The sequence below is a fragment of the Thermoflexus hugenholtzii genome (assembly GCF_018771565.1).
Taxonomy (GTDB): Bacteria; Chloroflexota; Anaerolineae; order Thermoflexales; family Thermoflexaceae; genus Thermoflexus; species Thermoflexus hugenholtzii_A.
This window is the reverse complement of record NZ_CP076326.1, coordinates 484,987-503,313: the sequence shown is the minus strand read 5'-3', so window position 1 is coordinate 503,313 and position 18,327 is coordinate 484,987. Positions and strand designations below refer to the sequence as shown.

Below are 18,327 nucleotides of genomic sequence, written 5' to 3'. Positions count from 1 at the left end.
CGGATGACCCCGGCGATGCGCGAGCTGTGCCAGCGCCTGAAGGCGGCGGGGGAGCGCCTGGCCGGCCTCCCCCCTGAAACGCCGCTCCCCGAATGCATGCGCCGCATCGGGGAGGAGGCCCTCCGCCTGCTGGAGGGGCGGGAGGCGCCCGCCGCCATCCTGTTCTGCTACGATCCGGAACAGAGCAGCCTCGATCCAGCCTCCCGCGTGGCCGTGGGGAAGACCGGGGAGCTCACCGGGCCGGACTGGCCCCGGCCGGATGGGATGGCCGCCCATGCGCTTCTCCATCGACGGCGCGTCCTCTCCTGGGAGGCGCCGGACATCCCCATCCATCCCGCGAAACAGGCGGCGGGCGCCCGCAGCGTGGGGTGCTGGCCCCTGCTGACCGCCGAGGGGCCGGTGGGGGTGCTCTACCTCTCATGCCGGGAGGAGCGCCCCTTCACCGAAGAGGAGATCGAAGCCATCGAGGCCTTCACCGGCCTGGCCGCCCTCGCCCTGCAGCGGGCACGGGCCATGGAACGCCTCCGACAGGCGCTGGGTCGGGCCACCCGCGAACTGGAGGAGCTGCGGCGCATGGACCACCTCCTCAGCGCCCGGGCCGACCCCCAGGAGGTGCTGGAGGCCATCCTGCGGATCGCCCTGGAGCTGACCGGCGCCCGTTTCGGCACGCTGCGCCTGGTGGACCGCGGGCGCCGGCGTCTGGTGCTGGGCGCGGTGATCGGCCGCCCTCTGCTCCCCAATGTAGCGCCCGAGCTGGACCTGGACGAGACCAGCATCGTCGGATGGGTGGCCGTCCACGGTCGCTCGCTGCGTATCGATGACCTGCACACCTCGCCCTGGGCCTCGATCTACCGGCCCTGGCTGGCCGGCCAGGAGATCCGCGCCGAGCTGGCCGTGCCGCTGATCGGGGCCGGCGGGGAGGCGGAGGGCGTGCTGAACCTGGAAAGCCCGGAGCCCGGAGCCTTCACGGAGGCCGACCAGCGGTTGCTGGAGATGCTGGCCGCCCGGGCGGTGATCGCCCTCCAGGAGATGCGGCTGCTGCGAGGCATGCAGGAGATCACCGGGCAGCTCCTTCATGCCGGCCGCGAGGCCCTCTTCGCCCGCGCCGTCGCCCTGGCCTGTGAGCTGCTCCAGGCCTCCGACGGCGCCATCTGGCTGATCCACCCCGAGGGCCCGCCGGCCCTCGCCTTCGCCACCCACCCCACCATGGCCGGGACCGCCGGGCTGGCCGAGGCGGTGTGCCGGGCCCGCCGCCCCCTCTCCTTCGAGACCGGGGGATGGGCCCTGGCTGTGCCGATGCTGGACCCCACCGGCGCCGTCCGGGGGGTGTTTGTGGTCCATTCCTCCCGCCCGCGCACCTTCACCGAGCGCGACCAGCGCCTGCTGATCATCCTGGCCAACCACGCCGCCCTGGCCGTCCAGCTGGCCGAACACGTCCGGGCCCTTCAGGAGGCCCGGGAGCGTCAGGCGATCATGGAGGCCTTCGCCGCCGTCGGCGACATCGCCGCCAATCTCCTCCACCGCCTGAACAACTACATCGGCCTGATCCCGGTGCGCCTGGAGGGGCTGCGGGAGAAGCGGCCGGCCCTCCTCGAAGACGCTTATCTCCACGCGATCCTGCAGGAGATCGAAAGCCGGGCCCGGGCGGCGATGGACGCGGTGCGGGAGGCGATGGTCTACCTGCGGCCGATGGCCCCCCGCCCTATCCCGGTCCTCCCCTGCCTGGAGATGGCCCTGCGAGATCTGCGGATCCCGGAGGGGATCCGGCTGGAGGTCGTCGGGCTGGAGGATCTGCCACCGGTGATGGCCGGGGAGCCCCAGCTGGCCCTGGTCTTCTTCAACCTGATCGAGAACGCGGTGGAGGCCCTGGGGGAGAGCGGCTGGATCCGCATCGAGGGAGCGGCCGGCCCCCAGGACGTGATCCTCACCGTCCGGGACAACGGGCCGGGGATCCCCCCGGAGATCCAGGAGCGGATCTTCGAGCTGGATTTCTCCACCAAGCGCGCGCCGAAGAAGCTGGGCTTCGGCCTGTGGTGGGTGAAGTTGCTCATCCAGCGGTTCGGCGGGGAGATCCGGGTGGAAAGCGCCCCGGGCCAGGGCACAGCCTTCCACATCCGCCTGCCCCGCGCCCCGATGGATCCGGGCGGGATGCCTTCACGCCTTGAGGGAAAGGAGGGAACGAGCCGATGATCCCGGAGCGCACGCCGATGCGCGCGCTGATCGTGGAGGATGACCCGGCCTGGCGGCAGCTGCTCGCCGAGGAGCTCGAGGAGCTGGGGCTGCAGGTCGATGCCGCCCCGGACGTCCCCACCGCCCTGGCCTGGTTACAGGAGCGTCCCTACACGCTGGCCGTGGTGGACATCTCCCTCGACCCCGGGGATCACCGGGATCGGGGTGGGTTCCGCGTCCTGGACGCCCTGGCCGAGCGAAGCCCGTTGGTCCCGGCCATCGCCCTGACCGGCTACGCCACCGTCGAGATGGCCGTGGAGGCTCTGACCCGTCATCGGGCGGCCGATTTCCTGCGGAAGGAGACCTTCCGACGTCGAGCCTTTCGGGAGGTCGCCGCTCGTCTCCTTCAGCGGGAGCTCCTCCCCTCCGCGCCTTCGCCTTCCCCGTCTGCTCCCGCCGGGGCCCCGTCGGCATCGCATCCGGGCCCCCGAGCCCTGGTGGTGGAGGACGACCCGGGCTGGCAGGATCTTTACCGGGAGTTGCTGGGGGAGATCGGCCTGGCGGTGGAGACGGCCTCCTCCTACGGCGAGGCCCTGGCCTGGCTGGAGCAGGGATCCTTCGCCCTGCTCATCGTCGACCTCCAGCTGGCCAGCTCGATGGATCCCTTCGGCAATCGGGACGGCCTGCGGCTGCTGCGGGTGGCCCGGCGACGAGGATTGCCCACCATCGCCGTCAGCGCCACCGCCTCCGCCGATGAGGTGGAGATGGCCTACCAGAGCCTGGGGGTCATGGCCTTCCTGGACAAAGCCGCCTTCAACCGGCAGAACTTCCTGCAGTTTGTCCGGCAGGCCTTCGCTGGGCGCCCCCGGCCGGCCCCCGCTCGCCCCGCCGGGGCGCTCTCGCCGGAGGACCAGGCCGCCCTGGCCTCCCTCACCCCCCGGGAGCGGGAGGTCCTGCGCTGGATGGCCCACGGGCTGACCAACAAGGAGATCGCCGAACGGCTCGTGGTCTCCCCCAACACGGTTAAGAAACAGGTCGACAGCATCCTGAGCAAGCTGGGCGTTCACACCCGCGCCGCCGCGGTGCGCAAGGCCATCCTGGGCGGGCTGCTGGAGGATCCCTTAGGCGATCCCCCCGCCCGGCCCCGGTGACGGATCCTCTGAGGCGGAGCGCACGTGTGATAAAATCCAGTTGAGGATTCACCGCGAGGGCTCGATGGCGTTCACCATCACGGATTTCCATGATCTGGTTCGACTGCTGGAGCAACACGAGGAGTGGCGGAAGGAGCTGCGCCGCTTGCTCCTGACGGATGAGCTGTTGAATCTTCCGAACGCATTCCGGGAGCTCCACAAGCTGGTCGACCGGCGTTTCGCTGAACTCGCCGAGGCCCAGCGCCGCACCGAGGAAGCCCTGGCCGCCCACCGGGCCGAAACCGACCGCCGCTTCGCCGAGCTCGCCGAGGCCCTTCGCAACCTGAGCGAGACTTTCACGGCCCACCGCCAGGAGTTCCTGGAATACCGTGCCGAGACTGACCGGCGTTTCGCCGAACTCGCCGAAGCCCAGCGCCGCCACTACGAAGAGTTCGCCGCCCACCGCCAGGAGTTCGTAGCGCATCGTCAGGAGTTCCTGGAATACCGCGCCGAGACCGAGCGCCGATTCGCCGAACTCGCCGAAGCCCAGCGCCGCCACTACGAAGAGTTCGCCGCCCACCGCCAGGAGTTCGTAGCGCATCGTCAGGAGTTCCTGGAATACCGCGCCGAGACCGAGCGCCGATTCGCCGAACTCGCCGAGGCCCAGCGCCGCACAGAGGAGACCCTGCGGCAGGTCCTTCTACGCCAGGAACAGTTCCAGCGCACCCTGGACCGGTTCGGCCAGACCGTCGGCGTGACCGTGGAAGGCCAGATGGTGGAAGCCGTGCAGCGCTATCTGGCGGAGCGCGGTTACGTCCTCCTGGAGCCGATCGCCACCCTGGCCATTGACCGGATTGGGGAGCTGGACGGGATCGCCCGGGTGCGCGGGCCCGACGGCGAAGAGGCCTGGCTTCTCATCTCCGTAAAGGCCCGTCTCGGGCCCCGCGCGGTCCACGATTTCGCGGACCTGCTGCGCAACGCCGCCGTGCAGGAAGCTCTGCGCGCATATGGCGTGCGAGGCCCTGTGCTGCCCCTGATCTTCGGGGTGGTTCTGGATCGTCGGGCGTTGGAGCTCGCGCGAGAGGCCCGCATCGGCCTTCTGCTACAAGCCCAGGGGGAGCTGGTCGCCCCCCAACCCTGGACCCTGGAAGCGTCTGGGGGCTCCGAAGATCCGTGAATAGCCTGATCTTTTTTCCGAACGGCGAAGAAGGGGAGGAGTAGGCCGGGACGGCGCCGCCAGAGCGGCGGGGCCGCGGCTGAGAGCCCCGCTCGGCGACCGCCGGCTGAAGTTCGCCCCGGAGCCGGAACGGCGAACCGGAGAGGCCTCCGGAAGCCCTCTCCCCAGTAGCCGTTCCCGGAGGGCCCACCGTTATCCGGGCCGCCGGAGACCCTTGCCTCCGGCGAAGAGCGGGCCTGCGCGCCGCAGGCCAAGCAGGGTGGTACCGCGGGGGAGCCCACGCCCTCGTCCCTGGCCGGGATGAGGGCGTGGTTATTTCCCGGGATTCTCATCGACCCCTATTAGGAGGCACGCCGGCATGGTCACCGTGGACGAGCTGGAACGATTGCGTGAGGAGGCGTTACGGGAGCTGGAAGGGCTGGACACCGAGGAGGCCCTCCAGGCCTGGTATGCCGGCTATCTGGGCCGGCGCAGCCGACTGATGGAGGCCTTCGCCGCCCTGGGGACTCTCCCCCGGGAGCTGCGGCCGGCCATCGGGCGCAAGGCCAACGAGGTCAAAGAGGCCCTCGAGGCAGCCTACGCCGCGCGGCGGGAGGCCCTGCGCCAGGCCGCCCTGCGCCGCGAGCTGGAGGCGCCGCCCCTGGACGTCACCTTGCCCGGCCGTCCGGTCCGCGCCGGCCGGCTTCACCCGGCCACCCGCACCCTCCGGGAGATCGTCGCCATCTTCGCCGAGATGGGCTTCCAGGTCTTCACCAGCCGGGACGTGGAGACCGATGAATACAACTTCCAGCTGCTCAACATCCCACCCCATCACCCCGCCCGGGATATGTGGAGCACGTTCTACACCGACCGGGAGGGAGTGATCCTGCGCACCCACACCTCCCCGGGACAGATCCATGCCATGCGGGCCTTCTGCCCGGAGCCCATCCGGGTGATCCTGCCCGGGATGTGTTATCGTTATGAGCAGATCACCGCCCGCTCCGAGATCATGTTCCACCAGGTGGAGGGACTGGCCGTGGGCCCCGGGGTGACCATGAGCGACCTTAAGGGCACCCTGGCGGACTTCGCCCGCCGGATGTTCGGACCCGAGCGCAAGGTCCGCTTCCGCGCCTCGTATTTCCCCTTCACCGAGCCCAGCGTGGAGGTGGATATCGACTGCATCCTCTGCGAGGGGCGAGGCTGCCGGGTCTGCAAGCACACCGGCTGGCTCGAGATCGCCGGCGCCGGGATGGTGCACCCCGTGGTCCTGCAAAACGGCGGCTACGATCCCCGCCGCTTCACCGGCTTCGCCTTCGGCATGGGGCCGCAACGGATCACTATGCTCAAACATCGCATCGACGATATTCGATATTTCTGGGCCAACGACCTGCGCTTCTTAGAGCAGTTCGATTAGAGGGCGGAGATGGAGCCGATCAAGACCTGGCGGGTCCATGAGGAAGAAAAGGGCCGTGTGGAAGAGCGCCTGGCCGGGGCCCTGGCTGGGGAGCCCGATGTAGTCTTCGCTTACCTGCACGGCTCCTTCGTCGAGGGGGAAGTCTTCCGGGACATCGACGTCGCGGTGTTCCTGGATCCTTTTCCCACGCCGGCCTGGCCCCGGGAAGCGGAGCTGGCCGCCCGCCTGGAGGCGACGCTGCGCCGGGCCGGCCTCCCCTTCCCGGTGGACGTGCGGGCCCTGAACGCCGCGCCACCGGCCTTCCGCTTCGCCGCCATCCGGCCCCGCCGCATTCTCCTCTGCCGCGACGAGGGCCGCCGCGCCGACTTCGAGGCCTCGACCTGGACCGAATACTTCGAGGTCCGCCGCCTGCACGAAGCTTACCTGCGAGGTGTCTTCCAGATGATCCGCTATCAAAGCGATCGCATGCGCAACCTGCTCTCCGCACTGTTTGAAAGCCAGCGGGCCCTCGATTCCCTCGCCCGGATGCCCGAGGCGGATTTCTTAGCCGACCCACACCGACGAGGCAGCGCCCGGTATCACCTGGTGCTGGCAGCGGAAGCCATTGTGGATATCGCCCAGCACCTGATCGCTCAGAACCGCTGGCGCCCCCCGGAAACCTACAGTGAGGCGCTTCAAGTGCTCCAGGAGCATGGAGTGCTCCACGAGGCGCTCGCGCAGCGTCTCTCCGACCTGATTCGCATGCGCCATCGGCTGGTTCATCGATATTGGGAAGTGGATGATCGCCTCGTCTTTCAAGCAATCCCCCAGGCGATGCAGGACATCGAGGACTTCGTCCAGGCCATCGGGGTCGCAACGGGGCTTCGCTCCGGAAAGTAGGCCGAAGGGCCCCATGGCTTCCAGATCCCAGCGAGGAGGACACAGGACATGCGGGTTCCGCTGCGCTGGCTACAGGAATACGTGAGGATCGATCTGCCGCCGGAGGAGCTGGCCGAGCGCCTGACCCTGGCCGGCCTGGAGGTGACCGCCATCGAGCGGTTCGGGGTCCCCGGCGCTCCCCTGGAATGGGACCGGGAGCGGATCGTCGTCGGGCAGATCCTCCGGGTGGAGCGCCATCCCAACGCCGACCGCCTGCTCCTGGCCACGGTGGACTACGGCCGGGGGGAGCCGAAGGTGGTGGTCACCGGCGCGCCTAACCTGTTCCCTTTCCTGGAACGTCCGCCGGAGCGCCCTCTTAAGGTGGCCTTCGCCCTGGAAGGGGCCACCCTCTACGACGGCCACCAGCCGGGCTGGGTGAAGATGACCCTCCAGGGCCGGGCCATCCGCGGGATCTATTCCGACGCCATGGTCTGCTCAGAGAAAGAGCTGGGGATCTCCGAGGACCACGAGGGGATCATCCTGCTGGACCCGGAGGCGCCGGTGGGGATGCCCCTGGCGGACTACATGGGGGACGTGGTGCTGGAGATCGACCTCACCCCCAACCTGGCCCACGCCTTCTCGATCATCGGGGTGGCCCGGGAGGTGGCCGCCCTCACCGGCAAGCGCCTGCGCTACCCTCCCACCGCGGTGAGGGCCTTCGGCCCAACGGCCCGCCGCCTCGTGAGGGTCCGCATCGAGGACCCGGAGGGTTGCCCCCGATACTCCGCCATGGTCATCCGGGACGTGCGGATCGGTCCTTCCCCTTACTGGATGCAGTGGCGGCTGCGGCTGTGCGGGATGCGCCCCATCAACAACATCGTGGACATCACCAACTATGTGATGCTGGAATGGGGCCAGCCCCTCCACGCCTTCGACTACGATCGGCTGGTGGAGCGGGCCGGCGGCCGCCCCCCCACGATCATCGTCCGCCGCGCCCGCCCCGGCGAGCGGATCCGCACCCTGGATGGGGTGGAGCGAGACCTGGATCCGGAGGACCTCCTGATCTGCGACGAGGCCGGTCCCATCGCCATCGCCGGGGTGATGGGGGGCGCGGAGACGGAGGTCGGGGAGGCCACCCGCGCCGTCCTCCTGGAGTCCGCGAACTTCGACTTCATCTCCATCCGTCGCACGGCCGCCCGGCACAAGCTGCCCAGCGAGGCCAGCGCCCGCTTCGGACGAGGGATCCACCCGGCCCTCACCCTCCCCGCCGCCCGGCGGGCCGCCGCCTTCATGCAGCGCCTGGCCGATGGGGTCGTGGCCCGCGGGGTCGTTGACGCTTACGCCCGCAAGGCCCGACGGGTGACCCTCCCGCTCTCCGCGCAGGATGTGGAGCGCGTGCTGGGCTTCGCCATCCCGCCCCGCGAGATCGAGCGGATCCTGCGCGCCCTGGAGTTCCGGGTCGAGCCCGCCCGGCCTCCCGCCCGCTCCCGCTCCGCCCCGGCCGCCTGGCGGGTCACCGTCCCCGATCATCGGCTGGACTGCCAGCGCCCGGAGGATCTCATTGAGGAGGTCGCCCGCATCTGGGGCTATGACCGGATGCCGGAGACCCGGCTCCGGGATCCCCTGCCCCCGCAGCGGGGCAACCCCGCCTGGGCCTTCGAGGAGCGGGTCCGGGACATCCTGGTGGCCTGCGGGCTCCAGGAAGTGATCACCTACGCCCTGATCCATCCGGACGAGGAAGCCCGTCTGGCCCCTCCCGGCGTCGCCAATCCCTACACGGCCCTGGACTACGTCCGGCTGATCAACCCCATCAGCGAGGAGCGCACCGTCCTCCGCCACACCCTGCTCCCCGGATTGCTGCGCACCCTTCGCGCCAACCTCCGGTTCCGGGAACGGGTGGCGATCTTCGAAGTTGGGAAGGTGTTCCTCCCCCGTCCCGGAGAGGCCCTTCCGGAGGAGCCGCGGCGGATCGGCATCGCCCTCACCGGGCCGCGGGATCCGGCCTCGTGGCTTCCCGTGGATCGGGGGTGGATGGACTTCTTCGATCTGAAGGGCGTCGTTGAGGCGCTGCTGGAGCGCCTGCACATCCCGGGGGTGGCCTTCGAGCGGGCGGAACATCCGAGCCTGCACCCGGGCCGGGGAGCGGAGGTGAAGGCCGGTGGACGTTCCCTGGGGATCCTGGGGGAGCTGCACCCGCTGGTGCGCCGGGCCTGGGAGCTGCCGGATCAGCCCGTCCTGATCGCCGAGCTGGATCTGGAAGCCCTGCAGGCCCTGGCGCCCATCGCGCATGTCTTTGAGGCGGTGCCTCGGGTGCCCCCGGTGGTGGAGGACTTAGCCTTCATCGTGCCGGAGAGCGTGCCGGCTGCCGCCCTGGCCGCCGTGCTGCGCGAGGCCGGCACCCCCCTGGTCCGCGAGGTGCACCTCTTCGACGTCTACCAGGGGCCGCCCATCCCGCCCGGGCACCGCAGCCTGGCTTTCACTGTGTTCTATCAAGCGGAGGACCGCACCCTCACGGACCGGGAGGTCGCCACATTGCGGGAACGCCTCATCCGGGCAGCCGCTGAACGGCTCGGCGCCGTCGTCCGTCAGAAAGAGGAGGGAATGTGACCGCTCGGGGAGGGGGCGGACGGAAGGACCGTCCGCCCCCTCGTTTCTCAATGGGAGCCACATCCACAGCCGGAACCGGAGGAATGATCGCAGCCGCAGGAGGGAAGGGCGTTGGGGTTGTGGATCTGAAAGAATCCCCCGGCCGGATCCTCGACGTAGTCGATGGTCGAGCCCCACAGATACGAGGCGCTGATCGGGTCCACCAGGAGGGAGATCCCCTGGCTCTCCAGCTGGTGATCCGTCTCCGCGGGCTGGTCTTCGAACCCCATGCCATACTGAAGCCCGCAGCATCCCCCGCCGGCGACGAACACCCGCAGATACCGGGCGGGGATGTTCTTCTCGCGAATGAGCGCGTGCAGACGCCGGGCTGCCGCCTCCGTCAGCGTCACCACCGGGACCTGCACGGTGAGCTCCTCATCCCGCCGGGCCGGCTCGACCATCGCACACCTCCGGAACGGATTCGTTTCCGGCCGCTCCCCCGACGCGGGGCCGGCCGGTGGCTGAATTAACTGGATTGTAATCCCTTTCGCCCCTCATCGCCTACTCCGGAGGACGCGGATGCCGGAGCGCCATGGAGCCGAAAACCCAACGATGGAGGCTCATGTCTTTGATCCTACAAGGGCTTGCGTTGAAAGCCGCTTCCGCAGCCCAAACCTCCATCTCCTCGATCTCACGATGGTCGCGGCGAAAGCCGCTCCTGCGGGAGGATTACTTTTTTGATGGATTCCCCATGGATTTCCCCAAACCGTTTCCTCCGGTAAAATGAGGCCGGAGCCTTCGAGCGGAAAGCCACGAGCTGGGATTCCCTTCGGATCGGCTTCAAACCTCAGTTAGGAGGAGAAGATGCCCCGCATCTTCGATGTGATCGAGTGGGCGGATGACACCGGACGGGAGATCGTCCGCCGTTTCCCGGAGGAGGGGGCCGGGGATTTCCGATTGGGCTCCCAGCTGATCGTGCGGGAGAGCCAGGTCGCGGTGTTCTTCCGGGACGGGAGGGCCCTGGATGTGTTCGGGCCGGGCCGTCACACCCTGACCACGGCCAACATCCCGCTGCTGATCAACCTGCTGGGCCCGCTCTTCAGCGGCCGCTCCCCTTTCACCGCCGAAGTCTACTTTGTCTCCACCCGGGAGTTCGTGGACCTCAAATGGGGAACCCCGGATCCCATCGTGGTGCGCAATCCCGGCATGGGCCTGGGGGTGGTGCTGCTTCAGGGCCACGGGACCTTCGCCGTTCAGGTGCGCGATCCCCAGCTCTTCGTCAACAAGATCGTGGGCGTGCAACGCCTGTATGAGACCGAACGCATCGTGGACTACCTGCGCAGCATCCTGGTGAGCAAGCTGGCCGATGTGGTGGGGAACTTCAACCGCCCGGTGGTGGACCTGGCCGGGTTCTTCGAAGAGCTCGGCGCGGCGGTGCGGGCCAAAGCTCAGGAGGACTTCGGGGCCTTGGGGCTGGACCTCAAAGCCTTCTACGTGCAGTCCCTGCGTCCCTCCTCGAAGACCGTTGAGGAGCTGCGGGCCATGGGGCTGCTCGATGTGCAGACCTACGCCCAGCTGCAGGCGGCGGACGCCCTGCGCGAGGCGGCCCAGCAGGAGCTGGGCGGGCTGGCCGCGGCCGGCGTGGGCGCGGGGGCCGGCTTCGGGCTGGCCCAGTTCTTCACCCAGCTCTTCCAGGGGATGACCCGCCCGGCCGCTCCGACTGGCCCCACCCCCGCCCCGGAGATCATGACCGTGGAAGAAGCCGCCGCCTACCTGAAGGTCTCCCCGGAAGACATCGTGCAACTCATCGAGTCCGGCCAGCTGAAGGCCCGCAAGATCGGGACCACTTATCGCATCAGTCGCACGGCCATCGAAGAGTTCATGAAGGGCTGATGAGAGGCTGTCCACAAACGGGAACGGGAATCGCGGATGCGGGGCGGCCTTCGAGCAAGCCCTATGGTAAGCCGAAATTCACTTTCGGCTCCCACGGGGCAACGGCGGGAGGGGGGCGGGTTGTGGGAAGGCCTGGGCGGCCAGCTCATCCCAGTAGCCCCGCCGGCTCAAGGGACCGTAGGCAAAGATCGCTACCCCCCGAGCCCCCAACGCCCGGGCTGCCTGAATACGGTCCAAGACATCCCGGAAGCAAGCATAGCCCCCGTGGATGCCTGGGAAGACATATCGGCCGCTGGCGTCCGCCAGGAAATCCGCCACCAGAACACGAAAACGATCCAGCGTCCAGACCGTGGTGTCCGGGCAGTTCCCCGAAGGCCCCGCCGGGTAAATCATCGGCATAATGGCGTCCACCCACCCCTCCCGCAGCCAGCGCTTGGAATCCTGGTAATAGTCCGAATACCCCTCCGTGAACCCCGACCAGCCCCACCGGTTCTGATAAACCCCCCACACCGCCGCCGTCACCCAGGCCTGAGGACGTATCCCCTTCACCACCACCGAGAGGTCCCGAACCATGGCGTTCACCTGCTCCCGCTGCCACTCCGCCCGCTCCGCCGAACTGCTGAAGGAAGGCGTGAACGGATCATAAGAGTAGCCCCGACCCGGATAGCGAACCAGGTCCAGATGCACCCCGTCCAGATCATAGCGGCGCACCAGATCCCCCACCACCCGCTGCAGGTGATCCCGCACCCCCGACCACGCCGGCGTGGCCCAGAGGTAGCTGTCACAGGTCATCATGTTCATCGGCATGCCCGAAGCATCATACACCCGCCACGCGCTCCACGAGCGCCCGTTGGTCCGGGAGAACGTCCAGAAAGGATGAGGCGGGTCCAGGCCGTCCGGAGGCGCCCCCACCCCGCAAAGCCACGTCGGATACACGTTGACATACGCGTGAACCTGAAGCCCCCGGGCATGGGCCGCGTCCAGAAGCACCCGAAGCGGATCAAACCCCGGTGAAACCCCCAGCGTGCGCGTCACCGTCCCCGTCAAACGAGCCGCCCACGGCTCATACCCCGGCGCGTAATACGCATCCCCCACCCCACGAACCTGAAAAAGAAGAACGTTGAAACGGGCCGCCGCCGCCTGATCCGCAATGGCCACCAGCATCTCCGGCCGCGCCCATGTCCCATCCGCCCGCGTCCAGTCAAACCGCGTCACCCAAAGGGCCCGAAACTCGGGCGCGGCCGAAGGCGCGCGCATCACCAGAGGGAGATAGACCCGATACGGTCCGGCCTGGGCCTCTCCCCCGATCGAAGGGAAAGCAGGGGAGGCATGAGATGGGATGGCAGGAGTGTAGCGGCTCCATACATACCAGAGCGCGTTCTCCACGTCCGCAGGAGGGATCCCACCCGGGCGCATGGGGCTGGACCCGACGAACAGGAGCAACAGGAGGAGGCCGGGGAGCGCTCTGCGACGGCTCATGGCGGACCTCCCGGCACATCCGACGAGAGGGCAGGAGCTGGCATGGGATCCGATTCAAAATCCTCCTCAGGAAGGAAGGGCCAGTCCAGGAGCATCGCCTCCAGGGCGAGGCGGGCGTTGGCGTTGCGCTGGAGGGCGTTCCACGTCCGCCGCGTGGCCTCCAGCGCGGTCCGGGCGCCCGCCAGGCCCACCCGCTCCGCCACCCGCTGGATGCGCTGGCGGTCCTCCTCGTGGATCAAGGGCAACAGGGCTCCCGCCGCGCGGTATAGGACATCTCGCCACCATGCCATGGCGGCCTCCAGAAAGGCCTGGCGGGTCTCTTCCTCTTCTCCGGCCAGCGCTTCGGCGAACCGGAACCGCTCCCATCGTCCCTGGCTCAGCAGCTCATGGATCCGGCGGATCCGCTCCTCATAGCGGGCCTCTACCTCCGGGTCATGGGCCGCCTGGACCGCCCATCCGAGGCGCCCTCCGGAGCGCCGCGCCAGGCGATCCGCCCGCTCCGCCGGGACGCCCCAGCGGGCCTGCAGGGCCTGGCGGACCTCGGGGATCGGGACGGGGTCGAGGGAAAGGATCTGGCAGCGGGAGACCACGGTGGGCAGCAGGGACTCGGGGGAGGGCGCGATGAGCATGAGCACCGCGTAAGAGGGCGGCTCCTCCAGGGTCTTGAGCAGGGCGTTCGCGGCCTCCGTGGTCATCTTCTCCGCCTCATCGAAGAGCACCACCCGATAAGGCCCCTCCACCGGGGTGAGGGCGAGCTGCCGCTGGACCTCGCGGATCTGATCGATCTTCAGGCTGTTGCCCTCCGGGGCCACATACAGGGCATCGGGATGATGTCCGGCCTCCATCCGGCGGCACGCGCGACAGGACCCGCAGGGAGGATCGGACTCGGCGCACAACAGGGCCATCCCCCACGCCCAGGCCAGGGTCCGCCGGCCTACATGGGGCGGGCCCGTGAACAGATACGCGTGGGCGATGCGCCCTTCCGCCCGCTGGCGCTCCAGCAGGCGGATGACCGACCGATGACCGACCACCCAACGAGCCAACCCCATTTGCGCCTCAACCGATCCGCACAACCTGGCCAGGCAAAAGATTCTCCAGAATCGAACGAACCTCTTTCATAAGTGGTTGCAGATCTTCGAAACGGTTGCTTGGAGCGCTCAAGATGATCACTGTTAAGGGCGCTAAAGAAGATAACGAAGATTTCAAAAAATCGAAACCTTGATCAATCGTCACAAAGACATCAAATTGCCTCCGAGCTCTGCTCAGAATTTCCCTATCTTTCAATCCTGACCATCCCATTTCCGGAACTGTTCGAACCTCATGATCAATCAATACAGTCTTTAAGCGTCGAGGCAAACACTCATCCAGCAATATTCGCATTTGATATTACACCTCAGCGAGCAATAAAGCTTTCAGGTGTTCAAGGACCCCAACGACTTGTTCCCGGCTTACGGTCGGAAAATCCTCGAGAAACTCATCCAGAGTATGGCCCGCCTCCAGGTAATCCAGGAGGGTCTGAATCGGAACACGCGTGCCTGCAAACACAGGCGTGCCGCCGAGGATTTCATCGGAACGAACAATCAACGGGTTTTTCTTCATCACTACATCTCCTTATTCTGTATTCTGTTATAAGATAGAAGCAGACCGCATCGTAATTTGGGTGTCTGCGAGCCCGGAGCTCCCGGGCACTGGTTCTCCAATCGCCTTCAGCTTTCTCGATCCACTCCCGAGTGAGTTCGTTCATACAGAACCTTCCCCTTCTTTACAATTTCTGTAAGCATAAAATCTCCCATATCGATCCTTTTCTTAATATTTTCTGGTTTATATACAATCAAATCTATCGGAAAATCACAGCGGATACTTCGACATATCTCTACCGCCTGATCGATTTCTTTCAGCGGTGTGTCCATGATCACCAGCAAATCCACATCGCTCCACGGTTCCGGCTGTCCATCAGCATAGGATCCGAATAAAATGATAGATTGTGGATGGAATTTGTCGACTATTTGCTGGACAACCTCGTAAATTTCCTCGAGAGATATTTTGCGTCCTGCAATCATGGCGAGACCTTTTTATTTTTTTGGGTTCGCTGCATCATCATGCGCGATCTGGAGCGATGGAGGGGCGACCCGGTGGGTCGCCCCTGCCGCTGCTCCCGATAGGGATCGGGGAATGGACCGACCCTTCGGACGCGCTCGCATCCCGGTCCCGGTGGGCCCGCCTGGTTTTCGCCGAGCGCTAAAAGGCTGGCCCGCCCAGGAGCCGCTCGATCTCCTCCTTGTGCCGGGTTTCGTCCTCGGCGAACATCTCCAGGGTGGCCTTCAGGCCGATATCCCCCACCGCCTCGGCCTGGGCCGCCCGCTCCCGATAGCCGGCGATCGCTTCGAGCTCGAATTTGAGGGAGTCCTCCAGCACGCCCCGCCAGTCGGAGACCTCCGTGGGAGCCTGGGGCTGGACCCGAGGGGTTCCACCCAGGGCCACGATCTTGTCGGCCAGATACATCGCGTGCTTGACCTCGTCCATCACCTCCTTCTGGAGGAGCTCCCGCACCTCGTGGCCGGCCAGGCCCTTGAGGACGCTGGCATGGCGGATGTAACGGATGATCGTGTTGAGCTCGGCGTTGAGATCCCGGTTCAGACCTTCGATGAGCTGCGCCAGCTTCTCGTCCATGGCAACCTCCTGAGATCCAAGGATGTGGGAGCCTGGCCCCTTCGGCTTTCCCTTCAGGACGCCTCCTGGAGGATCCGCCGCAGCACCGCCGGGAGGATCCCACCGTGGCGGTAATATTCCACCTCCACCGGCGTGTCCAGACGGGCGATGGCCGGGAAGGCGATCTCCGTGCCGTCCGCCCGCCGGGCCCGCACGATGACCTCCTGGCGCGGCCGCAGGCCCTGAGCGATCCCCTCAATATCATAGATCTCGAAGCCGGTGAGGCCCAGGGACTCCCGGTTCTCGCCGGGGCGGAACTGCAGCGGGAGCACGCCCATCCCCACCAGGTTGCTGCGGTGGATCCGCTCGAAGGACTCGGCCAGCACCGCCTTGACCCCCAGCAGCGCCGTGCCCTTGGCCGCCCAGTCCCGGGAGGAGCCGCTGCCGTATTCCTTGCCGGCGAGGATGATCAGCGGGATCCCCGCCTCCTGATAGCGCATCGCCGCCTCATAGATGGTCATCCGCTCCCCGGTGGGATGATAGACCGTGTAGCCCCCTTCGGTCCCCGGCACCAGCATGTTCTTCAGACGGATGTTGGCGAAGGTGCCGCGGATCATCACCTCGTGGTTGCCCCGCCGGGCGCCGTAGGTGTTGAAGTCGGCCGGCTGAACCCCCCGGGAGATCAGATACTGCCCCGCAGGGCTGTTGACCGGGATGCTGCCGGCGGGCGAGATGTGATCAGTGGTGACGGTGTCGCCCAGCACGGCCAAGACCCGCGCTCCCCGGATGTCCTGCAGCGGCGGAGGCTCCAGGGAGAACTCCCGGAAGAACGGCGGCTCCTGGATGTAGGTGGAATCCGGATCCCATTCATAGAGATCCCCCTCCGGGACCGGGAGGCTCCGCCACCGCTCATCCCCTTCGAAGACGCGGGCGTAGCGGGCCCGGAACATCTCCGGGTCCAGGCTCTCGCGGATCGTCCCCTGGATCTCCTCCTGGGAGGGCCAGATGTCCCGCAGGAAGACCGGCTGGCCGTTGGGATCGAACCCCACGGGCTCGCGCTCGAAGTCGATGTCGATGCGGCCGGCCAGGGCGTAGGCCACCACCAGCATGGGAGAGGCCAGGTAGTTGGCGCGCACCAGAGGATGGATCCGGGCCTCGAAGTTGCGGTTCCCGCTCAGGACGGCGACGGCCACCAGGTTGTGCTCCCGAATGGCTTTGGCGATGGGCTCGGGCAGCGGGCCGCTGTTGCCGATGCAGGTGGTGCAGCCGAACCCGACCAGATGGAAGCGCAGGGCCTCCAGGTAGGGCAACAGGCCCGCCCGGCGCAGGTAATCCACCACCACCGGCGAGCCGGGGGCCAGGCTGGTCTTCACGTAGGGCTTCACCGTCAGCCCGCGCTTGACCGCGTTACGGGCCAGCAACCCGGCCCCGATCATCACGGAGGGGTTCGAGGTGTTGGTACAGGAGGTGATGGCCGCAATCACCACGGCGCCGTGCCCCAGGGCCACCGTCTGGCCATCCAGGCTCACCCAGGTGGCGGGGGCGGAGGGGGCCGCCGTCGCCGCGGGAGCGGGCGCGACCACCCCGCCCTCCCCTTCCAGCCGGCCGACGGCCTGCGCCTGAGCCGGGTTCGGGGACGGCAACATCGAGGCGATGCTCTCCCAGAACTGGCGCTTCACCTCCCGCAGGGGCACCCGGTCATGGGGGCGCCGCGGCCCGGCCAGGGTAGGCTCGATGGTCCCTAGATCCAGCTCCACCACATCCGTATAGAGGGGATCCGGCCCCTGGCCATCGTAAAAGAGGCCCTGGGCCTTCGTGTAGCGCTCCACCAGGTCCACCAGATCCGGATCCCGCCCGGTGCCCCGCAGATACGCCAGCGTCTCCCCATCCACCGGGAAGAACCCGCATGTGGCGCCGTATTCGGGCGCCATGTTGGCGATGGTCGCCCGGTCCGGCAGGCTGAGAGCGCGGAGCCCGGGCCCGAAGAACTCCACGAACTTATCCACCACCCCCTTCTTGCGGAGGAGCTGGGTGATGGTGAGGACGAGGTCGGTGGCCGTGGCGCCCTCGGGGAGGCGGCCCGTGAGGCGGACGCCGATCACCTCCGGGATGCGCATATAGTAAGGCTGGCCCAGCATCACCGCCTCGGCCTCGATGCCGCCCACGCCCCAGCCCAGCACGCCCAGGGCGTTGATCATCGTCGTGTGGGAATCCGTGCCCACCAAGGTGTCCGGGAAGGCCTCCACCTCCCCGTTCACCTCCCGGGTCTGGACCACCTTCGCCAGGTATTCCAGGTTCACCTGGTGGACGATGCCGGTGCCGGGGGGCACCACCCGGAAGTTCCGGAAGGCCTTCTGGGCCCAGCGCAGCAGCGCGTAGCGCTCCCGGTTGCGTTCGAACTCCTTCTCCACGTTCAGGTGAAAAGCGAGCTCCGTCCCGAAGAAATCCACCTGCACCGAGTGATCGATCACCAGATCCGCCGGGACCAGGGGGTTGATCCGTCGGGGATCCCCGCCCAGGCGCTTCACCGCCGAGCGCATCGCCGCCAGATCCACCACCGCAGGGACGCCGGTGAAGTCCTGGAGGATCACCCGGGCGGGCATGAAGGGGATCTCGCGATCCGGGAGATCCCGAGGGGCCCAGCGGGCCAGGGCCAGCACGTCCTCTTCCGTCACCAGATGGCCGTCGCAATGGCGGAGGAGGTTCTCCAGAAGGACCCGGATGGAGAAGGGCAGACGGGAGGGATCGCTCACCCCATGCTCCGCCAGCCGGCCGATTCGGTAGAAGGTCACCTTGCCGGCCGCCGTCTCCAGCGTCGTCTTCGCGCCGAAAGGATCTGCGCGTGTCATCGCTGCTTTGCCTCCCCGTCGTCGGGTTTCGGAAGGGGAAACGCGCGCATGGCTATCGTAGCACACGGATCCCCGGGAGCCAAAAGGTTGCCCCCCTCCGGAAGCCGCGGCCCGACCCCTTGACAACTCCAAACCCGGCGCATA

15 protein-coding genes are annotated in these 18,327 nt (G+C 67.5%); 7 read left to right on the top strand and 8 right to left on the bottom strand.

Annotation, left to right across the window (positions count from 1 at the left end):
• The first annotated feature begins 15 nt into the window (after positions 1-15).
• The 6 genes from KNN16_RS02405 (at position 16) to pheT (ending at position 9,334) form a co-directional block, all read left to right on the top strand.
• On the top strand, positions 16-2,190 hold the full coding sequence (locus KNN16_RS02405; protein ID WP_303898517.1) for a GAF domain-containing protein: 2,175 nt from the start codon (positions 16-18) through the stop codon (positions 2,188-2,190).
• On the top strand, positions 2,187-3,320 hold the full coding sequence (locus tag KNN16_RS02400; protein ID WP_303898515.1) for a response regulator: 1,134 nt from the start codon (positions 2,187-2,189) through the stop codon (positions 3,318-3,320). The genes KNN16_RS02405 and KNN16_RS02400 overlap by 4 nt, the downstream gene beginning before the upstream one ends.
• 64 nt (positions 3,321-3,384) lie before the next feature.
• Positions 3,385-4,476 (top strand): hypothetical protein, encoded by a 1,092-nt coding sequence (locus KNN16_RS02395; RefSeq protein WP_303898513.1) that lies wholly within the window; start codon positions 3,385-3,387, stop codon positions 4,474-4,476.
• Positions 4,477-4,834: 358 nt separating this feature from the next.
• Positions 4,835-5,869 (top strand): phenylalanine--tRNA ligase subunit alpha, encoded by a 1,035-nt coding sequence (pheS, locus tag KNN16_RS02390; RefSeq protein ID WP_299287094.1) that lies wholly within the window; start codon positions 4,835-4,837, stop codon positions 5,867-5,869.
• Between the two features lie 9 nt (positions 5,870-5,878).
• Complete coding sequence (locus KNN16_RS02385; protein ID WP_303898511.1) at positions 5,879-6,748, top strand: HepT-like ribonuclease domain-containing protein; 870 nt, start codon at positions 5,879-5,881, stop codon at positions 6,746-6,748.
• A 48-nt stretch (positions 6,749-6,796) separates the two neighbouring features.
• On the top strand, positions 6,797-9,334 hold the full coding sequence (gene pheT, locus KNN16_RS02380; RefSeq protein WP_303898509.1) for a phenylalanine--tRNA ligase subunit beta: 2,538 nt from the start codon (positions 6,797-6,799) through the stop codon (positions 9,332-9,334).
• 47 nt (positions 9,335-9,381) lie between these two features.
• On the opposite strand, the gene KNN16_RS02375 is transcribed toward pheT, so the two are convergent.
• On the bottom strand, positions 9,382-9,774 hold the full coding sequence (locus KNN16_RS02375; protein WP_299287085.1) for an iron-sulfur cluster assembly accessory protein: 393 nt from the start codon (positions 9,772-9,774) through the stop codon (positions 9,382-9,384).
• A 403-nt stretch (positions 9,775-10,177) separates the two neighbouring features.
• Between KNN16_RS02375 and KNN16_RS02370 the strand changes: the two genes are divergently transcribed.
• Entirely contained in the window at positions 10,178-11,206 is a 1,029-nt protein-coding gene (locus tag KNN16_RS02370) for an SPFH domain-containing protein (protein WP_303898507.1), read from the top strand.
• Between the two features lie 78 nt (positions 11,207-11,284).
• On the opposite strand, the gene KNN16_RS02365 is transcribed toward KNN16_RS02370, so the two are convergent.
• The 7 genes from KNN16_RS02365 to acnA all read right to left on the bottom strand — a co-directional run bounded on the left by KNN16_RS02365 (position 11,285) and on the right by acnA (position 18,183).
• Positions 11,285-12,685, bottom strand: a complete 1,401-nt coding sequence (locus KNN16_RS02365; RefSeq protein WP_303898505.1) for a glycoside hydrolase family 10 protein — start codon at positions 12,683-12,685, stop codon at positions 11,285-11,287.
• Positions 12,682-13,734, bottom strand: coding sequence for a DNA polymerase III subunit delta' (holB, locus tag KNN16_RS02360; protein ID WP_303898504.1), 1,053 nt, complete (start codon positions 13,732-13,734; stop codon positions 12,682-12,684). The genes KNN16_RS02365 and holB overlap by 4 nt, the downstream gene beginning before the upstream one ends.
• 7 nt (positions 13,735-13,741) lie before the next feature.
• Positions 13,742-14,065, bottom strand: a complete 324-nt coding sequence (locus KNN16_RS02355; RefSeq protein WP_303898502.1) for a DUF5615 family PIN-like protein — start codon at positions 14,063-14,065, stop codon at positions 13,742-13,744.
• A gap of 6 nt (positions 14,066-14,071) precedes the next feature.
• Entirely contained in the window at positions 14,072-14,284 is a 213-nt protein-coding gene (locus KNN16_RS02350; RefSeq protein WP_303898500.1) for a DUF433 domain-containing protein, read from the bottom strand.
• Between the two features lie 107 nt (positions 14,285-14,391).
• On the bottom strand, positions 14,392-14,745 hold the full coding sequence (locus KNN16_RS02345; protein ID WP_303898498.1) for a nucleotidyltransferase domain-containing protein: 354 nt from the start codon (positions 14,743-14,745) through the stop codon (positions 14,392-14,394).
• 178 nt (positions 14,746-14,923) lie between these two features.
• Positions 14,924-15,355 (bottom strand): bacterioferritin, encoded by a 432-nt coding sequence (locus tag KNN16_RS02340; RefSeq protein WP_273088933.1) that lies wholly within the window; start codon positions 15,353-15,355, stop codon positions 14,924-14,926.
• Positions 15,356-15,408: 53 nt separating this feature from the next.
• Positions 15,409-18,183, bottom strand: a complete 2,775-nt coding sequence (acnA, locus tag KNN16_RS02335) for an aconitate hydratase AcnA (protein WP_303898496.1) — start codon at positions 18,181-18,183, stop codon at positions 15,409-15,411.
• Between the last annotated feature and the right edge of the window lie 144 nt (positions 18,184-18,327).